This window comes from Anaerococcus murdochii (assembly GCF_019957155.1).
Lineage (GTDB): Bacteria > Bacillota > Clostridia > Tissierellales > Peptoniphilaceae > Anaerococcus > Anaerococcus murdochii.
This window is the reverse complement of the sequence record NZ_JAIPME010000002.1, coordinates 42,857-57,889: the sequence shown is the minus strand read 5'-3', so window position 1 is coordinate 57,889 and position 15,033 is coordinate 42,857. Positions and strand designations below refer to the sequence as shown.

Annotated in this window: 14 protein-coding genes; 10 read left to right on the top strand and 4 right to left on the bottom strand. The window is 36.6% G+C overall.

Annotated features, from left to right (window positions below; translation table 11 throughout):
• Window positions 1-119: 119 nt before the first annotated feature.
• The 4 genes from K8P03_RS00745 to K8P03_RS00730 form a co-directional block, all read right to left on the bottom strand.
• Window positions 120-1,811: a vWA domain-containing protein gene (locus tag K8P03_RS00745; RefSeq protein WP_223417611.1), complete on the bottom strand. Its 1,692-nt coding sequence runs from the start codon at window positions 1,809-1,811 to the stop codon at window positions 120-122.
• Window positions 1,804-2,688, bottom strand: a complete 885-nt coding sequence (locus K8P03_RS00740; protein ID WP_223417610.1) for an AAA family ATPase — start codon at window positions 2,686-2,688, stop codon at window positions 1,804-1,806. The genes K8P03_RS00745 and K8P03_RS00740 overlap by 8 nt, the downstream gene beginning before the upstream one ends.
• Before the next feature lies 1 nt (window position 2,689).
• Window positions 2,690-3,004: a hypothetical protein gene (locus K8P03_RS00735; RefSeq protein WP_223417608.1), complete on the bottom strand. Its 315-nt coding sequence runs from the start codon at window positions 3,002-3,004 to the stop codon at window positions 2,690-2,692.
• Between the two features lie 61 nt (window positions 3,005-3,065).
• Window positions 3,066-4,520: a carbon starvation CstA family protein gene (locus K8P03_RS00730; RefSeq protein WP_223417606.1), complete on the bottom strand. Its 1,455-nt coding sequence runs from the start codon at window positions 4,518-4,520 to the stop codon at window positions 3,066-3,068.
• 268 nt (window positions 4,521-4,788) lie between these two features.
• Here K8P03_RS00730 and K8P03_RS00725 point away from each other — a divergent pair, with 268 nt between their 5' ends.
• From K8P03_RS00725 to K8P03_RS00680, 10 genes are all read left to right on the top strand, one after another.
• Window positions 4,789-5,232, top strand: coding sequence for a ribosome maturation factor RimP (locus K8P03_RS00725; protein ID WP_223417605.1), 444 nt, complete (start codon window positions 4,789-4,791; stop codon window positions 5,230-5,232).
• A gap of 11 nt (window positions 5,233-5,243) precedes the next feature.
• Window positions 5,244-6,455 carry a transcription termination factor NusA gene (gene nusA / locus K8P03_RS00720; protein ID WP_223417604.1) on the top strand — a complete coding sequence of 404 codons (1,212 nt, stop codon included), beginning with the start codon at window positions 5,244-5,246 and terminating at the stop codon, window positions 6,453-6,455.
• 27 nt (window positions 6,456-6,482) lie between these two features.
• Window positions 6,483-6,749: an RNase P modulator RnpM gene (rnpM, locus tag K8P03_RS00715; protein ID WP_223417603.1), complete on the top strand. Its 267-nt coding sequence runs from the start codon at window positions 6,483-6,485 to the stop codon at window positions 6,747-6,749.
• Window positions 6,750-6,758: 9 nt separating this feature from the next.
• Complete coding sequence (gene infB, locus K8P03_RS00710) at window positions 6,759-8,900, top strand: translation initiation factor IF-2 (RefSeq protein ID WP_223417602.1); 2,142 nt, start codon at window positions 6,759-6,761, stop codon at window positions 8,898-8,900.
• Window positions 8,900-9,286, top strand: a complete 387-nt coding sequence (gene rbfA / locus K8P03_RS00705) for a 30S ribosome-binding factor RbfA (RefSeq protein ID WP_223417599.1) — start codon at window positions 8,900-8,902, stop codon at window positions 9,284-9,286. The genes infB and rbfA overlap by 1 nt, the downstream gene beginning before the upstream one ends.
• Window positions 9,264-10,235 carry a DHH family phosphoesterase gene (locus K8P03_RS00700; RefSeq protein WP_223417598.1) on the top strand — a complete coding sequence of 324 codons (972 nt, stop codon included), beginning with the start codon at window positions 9,264-9,266 and terminating at the stop codon, window positions 10,233-10,235. The genes rbfA and K8P03_RS00700 overlap by 23 nt, the downstream gene beginning before the upstream one ends.
• Window positions 10,228-11,124 carry a tRNA pseudouridine(55) synthase TruB gene (gene truB / locus K8P03_RS00695; RefSeq protein ID WP_223417597.1) on the top strand — a complete coding sequence of 299 codons (897 nt, stop codon included), beginning with the start codon at window positions 10,228-10,230 and terminating at the stop codon, window positions 11,122-11,124. The genes K8P03_RS00700 and truB overlap by 8 nt, the downstream gene beginning before the upstream one ends.
• Window positions 11,099-12,043, top strand: coding sequence for a bifunctional riboflavin kinase/FAD synthetase (locus K8P03_RS00690; RefSeq protein ID WP_223417596.1), 945 nt, complete (start codon window positions 11,099-11,101; stop codon window positions 12,041-12,043). The genes truB and K8P03_RS00690 overlap by 26 nt, the downstream gene beginning before the upstream one ends.
• Before the next feature lie 106 nt (window positions 12,044-12,149).
• Window positions 12,150-12,416: a 30S ribosomal protein S15 gene (gene rpsO / locus K8P03_RS00685; protein ID WP_308748808.1), complete on the top strand. Its 267-nt coding sequence runs from the start codon at window positions 12,150-12,152 to the stop codon at window positions 12,414-12,416.
• A gap of 47 nt (window positions 12,417-12,463) precedes the next feature.
• The gene (locus K8P03_RS00680) at window positions 12,464-14,617 is read left to right on the top strand and encodes a polyribonucleotide nucleotidyltransferase (protein ID WP_223417593.1); all 2,154 of its coding nucleotides are present in this window, start codon (window positions 12,464-12,466) and stop codon (window positions 14,615-14,617) included.
• Window positions 14,618-15,033: the final 416 nt, after the last annotated feature.

Sequence of the window (15,033 nt, the reverse complement as noted above, 5' to 3'; positions counted from 1 at the left end):
ATTACCCACAATAGTAAGGAAGCTGTTTTGAAAGAAAAAATTAAAATTTTAAAAGCTGGGAAATTATAAGTGCTAAGTTAGATAATTTTTTTATCTGCTTAGTTTTTTTCTTTCCCAGCTTATTTGTCTATGGACGATATTTGTTTTTTTATAAATTTCCCGCAGGCATTAGCTATGGCGCTTGCCTTGTCGATTTTTATGAAGTTTGATCTGTAAATTTCCCTGGCATTTTCAACATGGTCGCCACTTATGATAGCAGCAATTTTCAGGCCTTTTTTCCTGAGGATATTGAGGTTTTTCTTGGCATCTTCAAGGCCAACCTGGTCTTGGTAGGGCCTATTAAATTTAAAACCGTCAGTAATTAGAGGCTTTAGGTCTTGGGGATTGGCATCTGTGAGGATTATGGATAGGGTGTCTTTGATATTTTTATCCAAAATCGCCCTATAGGCACGAAATACAAGCCCGTCCCTGTTCCAGCCCATGGCCTTAAAACGAAAAATTTTCTTGATTTCGGCCTTTTCGTCGTAGTCTTTGAGGATGGTTAGGATTGTAAAATCGCCCACTGTTTGAAAGGAAATCACCCTAACTAAGATAGAGTTGTTTTCAAGAGATTTGGCCAGGATATAGGCTTCGATAGCGACTTCTGATTCCTTATCAAGGAGGGAGGCTGATCCGTCAACTAAAAGGTCTACCTTCATTGATGGGTCGGTCACCAAGTTTTTCTTCTTAAAAATCCTTGCTCTGTCGGTAATTTCGGCCTTGTAGGCAAGGTGGGAGACGAGTTTTCCTCTTTGAGAAATGTCTTCATCAAAAGATGAAGTGAGATTTAATTTAAGCTTTATCTCTTTGGATAAGACTGCAATGGCCCTTGTGTAGGCGGATTTATTTTCCTTAAATTTTAAGAGATGCCTTTGGATAGCCTTTTTATTAAGATCTTGGTCAAGGTCCCTATCATTTTCTGAAATACCCCTAGTATAAAAAAGTCTAGATTTTTTGTGACCGCCAGTGCAGAGATCTCTTTCAATTCCCAGCCTAATTTTTTCATCAAAAAGTCCTTTGCCAAAGGTTTTTTCTATGTAAGCTAGGCTTTCTTTTCTTTTTTTGATTTTAAAATCAAGGATGAAAGTTCCAAGACCTCTCGATTTTTGAGCTTTACCAGCAAAGTTTGCTGGCATATTTGACCTTTCAAGGCTAACCATGCCTGCACTTTCAAAGAGAGAAAGATTTAAGGATGGTAAATTTTTCAGGATATTATTTTCACTATATCCTAGGTAGGATTTAAAAAGATCTATGACTCTTTTTTCTAAATTTGACCTGTCAGTATCATCTGGCAATTTAAGATTTTTATAAAGTGCTGAATCTTTTTTGGAAACTTTCCCAGGATTTTCTCCTAAAATTTCCTTCATTCTAAGAACTTCTAGCCTGTAAATTTGATTTTGCCTAAGGGCAAGGTTTCTCCTTTGGAGGTCGTACTTGTCGTCAAGGAATTTTTGGGCATAGGTCCTTCTTAAAGACTCTAAAACTGGTCTTTGCTCGATTTCTTTATTGTAGGCAAAGTCTTCTAGGATATAGATTAAGGCGAGGTCGTACCTATCACGTCTTGGGTTATAGGCCCAGGCATCAAAAAGATTTTGAATTTCTTCTTGGCCCAGATATTTTATAGATAGGCCAATTATCAAATTGAGGTAAAAATCGGGATTGCCGTCAATATTTTCTCCTATGATAAAATTTTCAAAGTCGTAATTAGATGCCCCTGCCCATTGGAGGTTATATATTCTATTTTCATTAATTTGGTCTTGATCCCTAGTCATTTGTCATGTCTTTTTGGTAGATGTTTTCTGGGAAGCGAGCTTTTAGTAAGTCTTCAACGAGGTCGGCCTCATAGTCATCGAAAATCTTATTTACCAGACAAAGTCTCATTGCTTCCTTAAATTCTAGGCCTTCCTTGATTAGGTCGAGTCCGTCAAAAATCCCCCTTAAATCTGGGGCAGAGTCGGAAATCTCGTGAGCTGATGCCTTGTCTTTTAGGTCGTGAAAAAAGTTTGCAAGGTCGTTTATATAAGCTTCCTTAAGGTCTGGGTGATGGGTTTTTATAAGGTATTTTAAATCATTATCTAAAATCCTTGGCATTTTGATAATGGCAAACCTAGATAAAAGGGCTTCGTTTAGGTCACGAGTGCCCTCGTAGCCGTAGTTCATAGTCCCTATAAAGCGGGTGGCAGGGTGGACGTTAATTAGTTTGTAGCCAGGTACATCAATCCTTCTCCTGTAGTCAAGGACAGAGTGGAGGACGGCCATGGCTTCGTTTTTTGCCATATTTATTTCATCTAGAACAGCAAAACCACCATATCGACTGGCAAGAGAAATTGGTCCTTCCCTAAAGGTAACAGATCCCGATTTTAATGTGTCATCGCCAATTAGGCTTGAGGCATCAACGCTTACATGGAAAGAAATATTCCACATAGGTCTGGCAAAAAGATAGGCCAAATTTTCTGCAAGGACGTTTTTTCCTGTGGACTTATCTCCAACCAAAAGTATATTTTTGCCGGCAAGGATGGCTGCAATTGCCTCTTCCAAGATGGTATTTCCCATGTATAAAAATTTGGGATTGGGAATCCTGTCTTCTAGGTCCTTGTCGAGTGGATATTTATTTTTAAATTCTTCGATTTTTTTATGAAAGTTTCTCATTTTATCGCTCGATTGTGTTTATTTCATTTACTATATATAGTTTTTTAAAAGAACCAATGCCAAAGGCAGAAATTTCTATTTCTGTATGGTCTTTTACAAAGGAAAAGAAATTAGGATTGACGTAGATATCAATGCCTTCATCTGTAAATTTTTTGTAGGCTTCCTTATTTCCAAGAAGTTTTGTAGAAACATCAAAATCCACAGTCCCTATTGTGCAGCAGGTTTCCTTGCTATCAAGGTCTGGATTTATAAAGATTTCCTTAATATTTTTCTTTATGATATAGTCTTTTGCTTTTTTACTTAGTATAAATTTCATAGGTCCTCCTAGGATTTATTATATTTAAAAAGAGTGGCCTAAGCCACCCTTTTTAAAAATCTTAGTCTAGAATTATTGATTCAATTCTTGCCTTGTTTTTCTTACCTAGTTGTAATACACAAACTATATATAAAACTGTGATTACTGCTGCAACTGGATAGGCAATTGTATATGGTTGTCTAAGTCCAATTGGGTCTGCATTTATAATAAATGAGAATACTACGAAGCAGTAGAATGCGCCTGGTATTAGGGTAATTAAGTAGTTTTTGTTGTTGTAGATTAGGTAAACACTAGCAACTGCAAGAGCAAAGATAGCTACGAATTGGTTTGTAAATCCGAAGTATCTCCAAAGTAGGTTGAATCCACCTGGGTTAGTTTTTGCAAAGTAAAGGATGAAACCTGCTGGTATAAATAATACTGCAGCAAGCATAGCCCTTTTACCTGGGTTTCTTTGGTCTATATTCATTTCTTCAGAGATTATTAGTCTTAAAGATCTGAATGCTGTATCACCTGATGTGATAGGAAGGGCTATTACACCAATAATGGCAAGAAGTCCTCCAACATTACCCATAAAGTATTTAGAAATATTACCAACCATGATTGTACCAGGAGTGTCAAGAGCACTTTCTCCAGAAGAGAATAGGACCATAGCACCTGCTGCCCAAATCATAGCTATAAAACCTTCAGCTATCATTGTAGAGTAGAAAGTCATCCTTGCTTCTCTTTCAGATTTAACTGTTCTAGAAACTAGAGTTACTTGAGATCCGTGGAAACCTGATAAGATACCACAGGCAACTGTAATGAAGAAGGCTGGGATGAATTTTTGTCCCTTTGGATGTTGGGCAAGAAGTCCTTGACCTTCAAATGCTAGGTGACCAGCACCTTTTGTGAAGATACCGATTAAAACGCCTATAGCTGAAATAATTAAGAATGCTCCAAAGATAGGATAGATCCTACCGATTACCTTATCAATAGGCATTACAGTAGAAAGTATGTAGTAAGCAAAAATTACAGCATAGATAATCCAAATAACTGCACCTTCTGGGTCTTTTCCTAAAACGAATTTAGCGATTAAATCTCCAGGTGTATAAACGAATACAACACCTGTTAATAGAAGTAATATTGCGATAACAACGTTATAAAATACTCTAACGCCGCCACCAAGATACTTACCAACAAGTTTTGGTACTTGGCTACCACCGTTTCTCATAGAAATAAATCCTGTCATAAAGTCGTGAACAGCACCGGCAATTACGCAACCAATTGGAATGGCGATAAATGCGATAGGGCCAAATAGGATACCTTGGATAGGGCCTAGGATTGGTCCTGTACCTGCTATATTAAGTAGGTTTATAAGCCAGTTTTTGGTCTTGCTCATGACAACGAAGTCGACACCGTCGGCTTTTTTGACTGCTGGAGTTTCTCTATCGTCTGGTTCTAGTTGACTTTCAACATATTTAGAATAGAAAAATCCTCCGCCTAACAAAATTATAAGTCCAATAATAAATAGTGTCATTTTATCCTCCTTTATTTATTATCTTATCTCTATTATAAAATAATTCTAAAAATAAGGCAAGGATTATTTGTAAATTGTATGTAAATTTCAATACTGCAATCATTTTCATATATATTAGTTATAATTAAAATATAATACAAAAAATAGGAGAAGAATTAAAAACTATAAATTTTTAAAAAGATTGATATTTAATGATAAGAAAGTATAATGGAGTCAGTAAGAGTGGGGCGCAAATTCCACTTTTTTTTAATGTTAGGGGAGAATTGAGATGGATTTAATAGAAAAATTAAAAGATGCCTTAGAAGGCGAGATAGAAAATCTAGGCTACGAGCTTGTTGACCTTGAATTTATAGGCGGCAAAGACGGCCACAGATTGGTTTTCTATATTTATAATGAACAAGGTATTACAATTGATGACTGTGAGAGGGTTAGCGGATTTCTTGATACAAGGCTAGATGAATTAGACCTTATCAATACATCCTACTACCTAGAAGTATCCTCTCAAGACCTATCAAGACCACTTAAGACTGATAAGGACCTGCTTAGAAATAAAAACGAGCTTCTTAAGATTAAGCTTAAAAACGGAGACCTTATCCTAGCTAAGTTGAAAGATATCAAAGAAAATTCCATAATTTTTGCTAAAGAAGATGGCGAAGATATTGAAATAGAAAAATCAGATATCAAGGAAATAAAAATAGAGATAGTGTTCTAAAAGGAGATATTATGAACAAAGACTTTATGTTGGCCCTTGATGAGCTATGCAAGGATAAGAATGTAGAAAAAGACGTAATCCTTGACGCTCTAGAAAAGGCCCTTGTAAAAAGTTACCAAAAAAATTATGACAACCAAGAAAATGTTGATGTAGTAATCGACCATGAAACAGGAGAAATTGGGGTTTTTGCCCTCAAGGATGTTGTAGAACAAGTTGAAGATCCAATTAATCAAATTAGTCTAAAAGATGCTAAGGATGTTGACTCATCTCTAGCTGTTGGCGATACTGCAAGGATTAAACTTGTACCAAAAAACTTCGGCAGGGTGGCAGCTCAAACTGCTAGAAATATCGTAATCCAAAAGATAAGAGATGCTCAAAGAGAATCTTTATTTGGAGATTATCTAGACAGGGAAAATGAACTTATAACTGGCTCTATCCAAAGAGTTGATAAATACAATGTTTATGTAAACCTAGATAAGATTGAGGGCATTGTTCCTCTTAAGGAACAAGTTCCAACAGAATCCTATGTTCCAAATGAAAGAATGAAATTTTTAATCAAGGAAGTAAGAAATTCTGGCAAGGACCCACAAATTGTCCTATCAAGGTCTTCAGAAAATCTTGTAACCAGGCTTTTTGAACTAGAAGTGCCAGAAATAACTGATGGGGTTATAGAAATTTATTCTATAGCTAGAGAAGCAGGATCAAGGACAAAAATGGCTGTTTTCTCTAATGATGACACCATAGATGCTGTTGGAGCTTGTATTGGATATAAGGGAGCTAGAGTTAATTCTATAGTTGACTCATTACAAGGTGAAAAGATTGATATAATCAATTATTCTAAAGATATAGAAGCTTTTATATCAAATGCCCTATCTCCTGCAGATATAATTGAAGTTTATGTCAATGAAAGAAACAAGCAATCACTTGTAGTTGTAGAAGATGACCAATTATCACTTGCCATTGGTAAGGAAGGTCAAAACGCAAGGCTTGCAGCAAGACTAACAGGCTGGAAAATCGACATCAAATCAAAATTAGAATTTGATAACCTAAGCCAGGAAGATATAGACGAAATTCTTTCAATAAACGAAGAAGAACTTCCAGTTGAAGAAGTAAGTGAAATTGAAGAAAATTCTGTAATAGAAGATGCAGATGAAGATAAAGATCAAGTAAGTGAAGAAATTTCTGAAAATGACGAAGAAGTTTCAGAAGAAGTTGATAAGTAGGAGCAAGCTTTCAGCAAGGAATAAAAAATGAAGAAAACTCGCAAAATACCACAAAGAAAATGTATTGTGTGTGGTTCGTTAAAAGATAAGGGAGACCTTCTAAGAATTGTCAAAAACAAAGAAGAGGGAATCCTAATAGATGAAAGTGGAAAGTTAAACGGAAGAGGCGCCTATGTATGCAAGGATGAATCTTGTATCAAGGGCCTTAAGAAATCAAATAAGCTAAACCAAGCCTTTAAAATGAAGATAGATGACGAAATTTATGAGGAGTTAGAAGCTTATGAAGTAAAATGAGGTGATTAGATGGCTGATAAAATAAGAGTATACGAATTAGCAAAAGAAAATGGCTTAGAATCTAAGGAAATGATCAAAATTCTTAATGACGAATTTAACCTAGGTATTAAGTCTCATATGTCTATGATAAGCGGTGAAAATCGCAAATTAATCAATGAATTCTTAAGCGAATTAAATGATGATTCTAGTAAAGAAGTTAGCGAAGAAGAAATAGTAGAAAAGCCTAAAGCAAAAGCAAAACAAGAGAAAAAAAGAGAGAAGAAAGTTGATTTAAAAACTTTTGACGACGAAGAAGAAGAAAAACCAGTTAAGAAGAATAGAAAAAAGAAGAACAAGAAGAGAAAATCAAAGAAGAGCAATAGGCAAGAGAAAAATATGAAAGCTAATAAAGAATCAAGAATAGAAATACCAGAAACTGTAAGTGTTAAGGCATTTGCAGACAAACTTGGAGAAAGCCCAAATTCAGTAATAGGAAAACTAATAGGTCTTGGCACAATGGCAGGACTCAATGACCAAATAGATTTTGATACAGCAAATCTAGTAGCAATGGATTTTGGCAAGGAAATCTTCCCAGAAGAAGCTTATGATGCCCTTGAAGAGCAATCATATGACCTAGACTACGAAGATAAGGAAGAAAACTTAATTGAAAGACCTCCTGTTGTATCAGTAATGGGTCACGTTGACCATGGTAAGACAAGTATACTAGATGCTATAAGAAATACTTCTGTAACACGTGGAGAAGCTGGCGGTATTACCCAACATATCGGTGCTTATACTGTAAATGTCAATGGAAAGACCATATCTTTCCTAGATACACCAGGCCACGAAGCCTTCACAGAAATGAGAATGAGGGGAGCTCAATCAACTGATATTGCAATCCTTGTTGTAGCTGCAGATGACGGTGTTATGCCACAAACAGTTGAGGCAATTAACCACGCTAAGGCAGCAGGCATTCCAATAATTGTAGCGATAAACAAGATGGATAAGGAAACAGCCGATAAAAATAGAGTAATGCAAGGCCTTATGGAATATGGTCTTGTCCCAGAAGAGTGGGGTGGAGATACCATAATGGTGCCAGTGTCAGCCCACACAGGAAATGGCATCCAAGACCTACTTGAAATGGTACTTTTGGTTGCAGAAGTTAGGGAACTTAAGGCAAATCCAAATAGAGATGCAGTTGGTCTAATAATTGAAGCTCAGCTTGATAAGTCAAGAGGTCCAGTTGCGACTGTACTTGTACAAAAGGGTACCCTTCGTCAAGGGGATTATGTAGTTACAGGTTCAGCTTCAGGTAGGATTAGGGCTATGTTTGACTCAAAGGGTAAGCCAATCAAAAAGGCAGGTCCTTCTATCCCAGCTCAAATCCTAGGTCTATCAGACGTTGCAGAAGCTGGTGATAAGATTTATGCTGTTAAGGATGAAAAAGTTGCACGTGACTATGCAGACAGGGCAGCAGAATTCAAACGTGAAGAAAGATTAATTGCCAAGGCTAATACAAATCTTGAAGATATGTATTCAGACATCCAAGAAGGTGAATTAAAAGAACTTAACATCATTGTTAAGACTGACGTTAAGGGAACTGTTGATGCTGTAAGCACTTCACTTACAAAATTATCTAACGAAGAAGTTAAGGTATCAGTAATTGCTGGTGCTGTTGGTGGTATCACAGAATCAGACGTTCTTTTAGCCCAAGCATCAAATGCCATTATTATCGGCTTTAATGTAAGACCTACCCAAGGAGCTATGGAAAGAGCCAAGGATAATAATATAGAAATCAGGACCTATAGTGTCATCTACGAAGCAATCGAAGATGTATCAAAGGCTATAGTAGGTATGCTTGATCCAGAATTTAAGGAAAATGTCCTAGGTAGGGCAGAAGTTAGAGATACCTTCAAGATTCCAGGTGCAGGCACAATCGCAGGTGTTATGGTAACAACAGGTCTTGTAACAAGAAAAGCAAAAATCAGACTTCTAAGGGATAACGTAGTTATTTTTGATGGTGAAATTTCATCAATGAAGAGATTTAAAGATGACGCTTCAAAACTTCAAGCAGGTTTCGAAGGCGGAATCGGACTTGAAAGATACAATGACATTAAGGTAGGCGACGTAATGGAGGCCTACGAAATGGTTGAAACAGAAAGAAGTTTATAATGAATAAAAAAAGAACAGCGAGGATATCATCTGAGGTTAAAAGGGAAATATCCAAGATAATCATGGACGACCTAAATGACCCAAGATTAACCTCAGAAGCCATGGTATCAGTTACAGATGTAGAAGTTACCAACGACTTATCTTACGCTGATATCTATATATCAGTTCTTGGAGACAATAAAACCAAGGATGGAGTAATGGAAGCACTAAACCAAGCCAAGGGTTATATCAAAATCCTAATTGGTGAGAGAATGAGACTTAGGTCCATGCCAGAATTTCGCTTTAAATTCGATAATTCAATCGAACACGGTGCCTACATGGACAAGTTAATAGCAGAAACAATTGCAAAGGATAAAAAAGCAAATGAGTCTAGAGAAAATCAGTAAAGAACACTTAGATAAGTTTTTAGCAATGGTTGATGAGGCAGAAACCATCGCCATAGCCAGCCACGTAAATCCAGATGGGGACAATATTGGTTCATCCCTTGGATTAAGAAGGTCATTAGAAAAATATGGCAAAAAAGTTGAAGTAATCGCCATTGACACAATTGATGATTATTTACAATTTTTGCCAGAACTTGACCACTACAAGGAAGCAAGCCTTGAAAAGTACGATTTGTTTATAATCGTAGATTGTTCAGAATTTGATAGGATAGGCAAGGCAACAGAAATTGCGAGAAGGTCTGATAAAACTATAGTTATCGACCACCATGTTGGGGGTAAGATTAACTGCGACTTGAACATGATTTATGAAACATCTCCTGCAACCTGTGAACTTGTTTATGAAATAATTGATAGGCTCAACCTACCAATGGATAAGACAATCGGCACCCTTTTATTTACAGGCCTATGCACAGACACAGGTAGGTTTATGTATTCAAATGTGTCAGAATACACATTTAGAGCTGCTGGAAAACTTATTTCAAGCGGCATAGATTATGAAGATATTTACAAAAACCTCTACCAATCTCAACCAGTAGCTGTAATGAAGTTTCACAACGAAATCATATCTAAGGCTGAATTTTTTGACAAAAAGGCCTTTGCAGTTGCAAGCAAAGACCAAGTAGCAAAATACGGCGTACAAATGGGCGATGCTGAGTCTATTGTAAATAAACTTAGGGACCTTAGGGAAGTAAACGTGTCTATGATTGTAAAAGAATATGACGACGGCGAATACAAGGTTTCTATGAGAAGTAAAACAGCAGACGTATCTGCAGTTGCTAGAGCAAATGGCGGTGGTGGCCACATCAAGGCGAGTGGTTATTCAATTTTTGATGACAGCCTAGAAGCTGCATGCGAGAAGGCCCTTGCTGTCCTAAAGGAAATAGATGCTTAAGGGAATCCTTAACGTAAATAAAGAAAAAGGAATATCATCAGCCAGGGTAGTCAGTCTTGTAAGGCGTGCTCTTAATATGAAAAAAGTCGGTCATACTGGGACTCTTGACCTTGAAGCAAGTGGAGTTTTGCCAATTGTTATTGGCAAGGCCACCAGGGTTTCCGACTACATGATGACCAAGGATAAGGTCTATGAAACTGAATTAATACTTGGGGCAAAGACAGATACTCTTGACGCAGCAGGAGAGATTATTGAAAAATCTGACAAAGTTGTCACTAAAGAAGAATTTCTTCAAGCTATGAAGACTTTTAAGGGAGAGATTGACCAAATCCCTCCCATGTATTCTGCCCTTAAGGTTAATGGCAAAAAACTCTATGACCTTGCCCGCGAAGGAGTAGAAATCGAGAGAAAAAAACGAAAGGTCAATATCTATGACATAGAGCTTTTAGACTTTGCCTTTCCAAAAGCCACAATTAGGGTCACTTGCTCTAAGGGAACTTATATCAGAACCTTAGTTGACGATATAGGTGAAAAACTCGGGACTCTAGCTTATGTAAATGAGTTAGCAAGGGTGAGAGTTGGGGATTTTGATATAAAAGACGCTATAAAAAGCGAAGACCTTTTAGAAATTCCAAAGGAAGACTTAATTAAAAAACTCTACCCAATTGACACTGCCATTAAGGATTTTGACAAGATTATCCTTGATAGAAAATATTTGGACAATTTAGTAAATGGCCAGATTGTAGAAGTAGATAAAAATTATGGTAAAATTATAAGAGTTTATGCCGGAGATGATTTTATCGGACTAGGAAATAATTTTAGTCAAGATGGCAAAAATTTCTTAAAAATGGAGAAAGTGTTTTATGAAAGATCAGATAAGAATATATGATTTGAATAGCGACCTACCAGATTTGGAAAAAAAGGTAGTGACTTTGGGATATTTTGATGGAGTCCACCTAGGTCACCAAAAGTTAATGAAAAGAAATGTAGACTTATCTAAAAAATACGGACTCACTCCATCAATCCTACTTTTTAAGGAAAATACTTCCACAACTGTAAAGGATGAAAAGCGCTACTTATCAAGCCTTGAGGACAAGGTTGAAATCCTATCCCAGCTTGGAATTAAGACTTTTTGTCTGGTTAATTTTGACGAAAACTTTATGAAGCTATCCCCAAAGGACTTTATAAAGACAATAATTGCTGAAAAATTAAATGCAAAGATAATTATAGTTGGTGACGACTATCGATTTGGATACAAGGCAAGCGGAAATGTAGATACACTCAGAGAATATGAAGACATTTTTGCCTATAAAACTGATGTTGTTGACTTTGAAATGGAAGATGACCACGAAAAAATTTCCTCAGGCCATATAAGGGATATGGTAAGAGACGGAGAAATTGCCAGGGCTAATAAATACCTTGGCAGGCCTTATAAAATGCGTGGCAAGGTTATTCATGGGAAACAAAGGGGAAGACTACTTAATTTTCCTACAGCCAACCTTGAGCCAAGCTTTCCTTATGTTATGCCTAGGGATGGGGTTTATTTGACCATTACAAATGTCAGGGGCGAAAATCATTACGGCCTTACAAATATTGGTTCTAACCCAACTTTCGAAGAAGGCGATGATAAGAAAATCGAGACTTTTATCTTTGACTTCAACCAGTCAATTTATGATGAAAATATAAGTGTAGAATACATTGAGTTTTTAAGACCAGACTATAAATTCAATTCGGCAGAAGAATTAATTGCCCAGATGGATAAGGATAAGGAAAATGGTCTTAAATATATTGAAAATAACCTTAAATGATTTGGCAAAACAATATTTGGGGTGTATAATAAATGAGGTAGCTTTGCTAGGTATATGAAACCTCGACTAATACATGGCAAAAGCTGAATAAATTATTACGGAGGAAATTATGAACAAAGTAGAAAAACAAGAAATAATCAAAGAATACCAATTAGATGAGAAAGATTCTGGTTCACCAGAAGTACAAATCGCTATCCTTTCAAAGAGAATAGCTGACTTAACTGAACACTTAAAATCAAATACAAAAGACCACTCTTCTAGACGTGGATTATACAAGATGATCAGACGTAGAAGAGGTATGCTTAACTATCTAAGAGATAATGATATTGATAGATATAGATCAATTATCGAAAGACTTGGACTAAGAGGTTAATTTTTTGGCGGGGATTTTCCCGCCTTATTTTATATATAGGAGAGATAATGATCAAAAATTACAAATACACTTCAAAAAACGGATATGACTTTGAGGTAACTATCGGCAAGTATGCTGAGCAAGCCAACGGTGCCTGCTTTATTCAAAGTGGGGACACAAGCCTATTAGTAACTGCAGTTGCTAGCGAAAAGCCAAGAGAGGGAATAGATTTCTTCCCACTTATTTGCGATTTCCAAGAAAAACTTTATGCAGTTGGTAAGATTCCAGGAGGATTCCTAAGAAGAGAAGGCAAGGCAAGCGACGAAGCAACCCTTATTTCTAGACAAATGGATAGACCTCTTAGACCGCTTTTCCCAGAAAATTATTACAATGATGTGCAAGTTATAGCAACAGTCTTATCAATGGATCACGACCACCTTCCAGACCCACTAACAACTATAGGTGCATCAATAGCCCTAGGTATTTCTGACATCCCATTCAATGGTCCTGTTGGAGCTTGTATGGTAGGTAAGGTTGACGGCAAACTTGTTATAAATCCAAACGAAGAAGACAGGAAAAAATCAGACCTTCACCTTACTGTAGCAGGTAAGAAGGGCGCTATTAACATGGTAGAAGCTGGAGCAAATGAGCTTGATGAAAGCGAAATGCTAGAAGCTATGCTACTTGCCCTTGATGAAATAGGTGATATTTCTGACTTTATACAAACAATTATAGATGATATTGGCCTTCCTAAAAAAGAAGTTGAAGCTCACGAAGAAACTGAGCTTGATAGGCTAATTTCAGAATCTTTTGAAGAAGAAATCAAATCTTCAATTAGGACAACAGACAAGACTGAAAGAGAAGATAACATCTTTAGAATTGAAGAAGAAGCCAAGGAAAAATTCCTAACTGATTTCCCAGAAACAGAAGATGAAATCCACAGAAGAATTGACGACATCATGAAAAAAGAAGTCAGAAGGATGATTTCTATTGATAAAATCAGACCTGATGGTAGGGCTATGACAGAAATAAGACCACTTTCTGCTGAAGCTGGCGTTCTTTCAAGAGTTCACGGTTCAGGTCTATTCCAAAGAGGACAAACCCAAGTATTATCAATTGTAACTCTTGGTTCTCCTGCTGATAGCCAATTAATTGACGGACTTAATATCGAAGATGTAGAAAAAAGATATATGCACCAATACAATTTCCCACCATTCTGTGTAGGAGATGTTAGACCATTAAGAGGACCAGGCAGACGTGAAATCGGCCACGGCCACCTTGCTGAAAGAGCCCTTGTACCAGTACTTCCAGATGAAAAAGACTTCCCATACACAATCAGAGTCGTATCTGAAGTTTTATCTTCAAATGGTTCAAGCTCTCAAGCTTCAATTTGTGGTTCAACCCTATCTTTAATGGATGCAGGTGTTCCAATTAAAAAACCAGTTGCAGGTATAGCTATGGGTCTAATCAAGGAAGACGACTCAATTTCTATCCTAACAGATATCCAAGGTCTTGAAGACCACCTAGGAGATATGGACTTTAAGGTAGCAGGTACTCGTGATGGTATAACAGCCCTACAAATGGATATGAAAATATCAGGTATTACAGAAGAAGTCCTAAGACAATCTCTTGCAGATGCTAAAGACGCTAGATTTAGAATCTTAGATGTAATTGAATCTGCAATTGATGCACCAAGAGAAGAATTATCTGACTATGCACCAAGACTTTATACAATCGACATTGACCCAGAAAAGGTAAGAGATGTAATTGGTTCTGGTGGAAAGAACATCAACAAGATTATTGACGCCACAGGTGTTAAAATCGAAACAGAAGACGACGGCCACATCACAGTTGCATCTAATGACGGTGCTAGCGGAAAGAAAGCTATTGAAATGATTAGGGCAATTGTTACTGATCCAAAACCAGGCGATGTTTTTGAAGGTACAGTTGTAAGACTCATGAACTTTGGTGCCTTTGTTGAAATTGCAATCGGAAAGGAAGGTCTCCTTCATATTAGCCAAATCGCTCACCACAGGGTAAACAAGGTTGAAGATGAGCTAAAAGTTGGCGATAAGGTTAAGGTCCAAGTAACTGAAATTGACAGACAAGGAAGGATAAACCTTTCAAGAAAGGCCCTACTAGAAAAACCTGAAAAAGAGCAAAGACCAGAAAAGGCTGAAGCATGGCCAGTAGATGAGTCTCCATATAGAAAAGATAAATAAAAATTTTAAAACTGTCATAGGAAACTGTGGCAGTTTTTTTGTGGGTGAATTTCCCCAAATGACTTTTCTAGTTATTTTTTATAATATATTACGCTAGAAACCATGTAATTATTGTTGCAAAAATATCAAAGATATGATAATATAAAATGTATAAGAAATCGTTATTTTATTTGACGAAATAAGGAGAAGGAGGGAAAATCCATATCTTTTTAGGCAAAGGAGAAGATTGGGAAAAGGTAGACATAGTTTTGTATTGATAAATTTTATTTTACTTAAAAATTAATTTGTTTTTACAAGCTAAAAACTTTGCTTAAGATCAGAATCGGACCAACCTTATACAATTTTAAAAGTCTTCATTAATCGTTGGGTAAAATTCTGATATAGTTAATCGAACAAATGCTCAAAAAAATTGAGCG

Bases quoted from the DNA above. Each gene is read 5' to 3' on its own strand.
- K8P03_RS00745 (WP_223417611.1), bottom strand. From the start codon at position 1,811: ATGACTAGGGATCAAGACCAAATTAATGAAAATAGAATATATAACCTC.
- K8P03_RS00740 (WP_223417610.1), bottom strand. From the start codon at position 2,688: ATGAGAAACTTTCATAAAAAAATCGAAGAATTTAAAAATAAATATCCA.
- K8P03_RS00735 (WP_223417608.1), bottom strand. From the start codon at position 3,004: ATGAAATTTATACTAAGTAAAAAAGCAAAAGACTATATCATAAAGAAA.
- K8P03_RS00730 (WP_223417606.1), bottom strand. From the start codon at position 4,520: ATGACACTATTTATTATTGGACTTATAATTTTGTTAGGCGGAGGATTT.
- K8P03_RS00725 (WP_223417605.1), top strand. From the start codon at position 4,789: ATGGATTTAATAGAAAAATTAAAAGATGCCTTAGAAGGCGAGATAGAA.
- nusA (WP_223417604.1), top strand. From the start codon at position 5,244: ATGAACAAAGACTTTATGTTGGCCCTTGATGAGCTATGCAAGGATAAG.
- rnpM (WP_223417603.1), top strand. From the start codon at position 6,483: ATGAAGAAAACTCGCAAAATACCACAAAGAAAATGTATTGTGTGTGGT.
- infB (WP_223417602.1), top strand. From the start codon at position 6,759: ATGGCTGATAAAATAAGAGTATACGAATTAGCAAAAGAAAATGGCTTA.
- rbfA (WP_223417599.1), top strand. From the start codon at position 8,900: ATGAATAAAAAAAGAACAGCGAGGATATCATCTGAGGTTAAAAGGGAA.
- K8P03_RS00700 (WP_223417598.1), top strand. From the start codon at position 9,264: ATGAGTCTAGAGAAAATCAGTAAAGAACACTTAGATAAGTTTTTAGCA.
- truB (WP_223417597.1), top strand. From the start codon at position 10,228: ATGCTTAAGGGAATCCTTAACGTAAATAAAGAAAAAGGAATATCATCA.
- K8P03_RS00690 (WP_223417596.1), top strand. From the start codon at position 11,099: ATGAAAGATCAGATAAGAATATATGATTTGAATAGCGACCTACCAGAT.
- K8P03_RS00680 (WP_223417593.1), top strand. From the start codon at position 12,464: ATGATCAAAAATTACAAATACACTTCAAAAAACGGATATGACTTTGAG.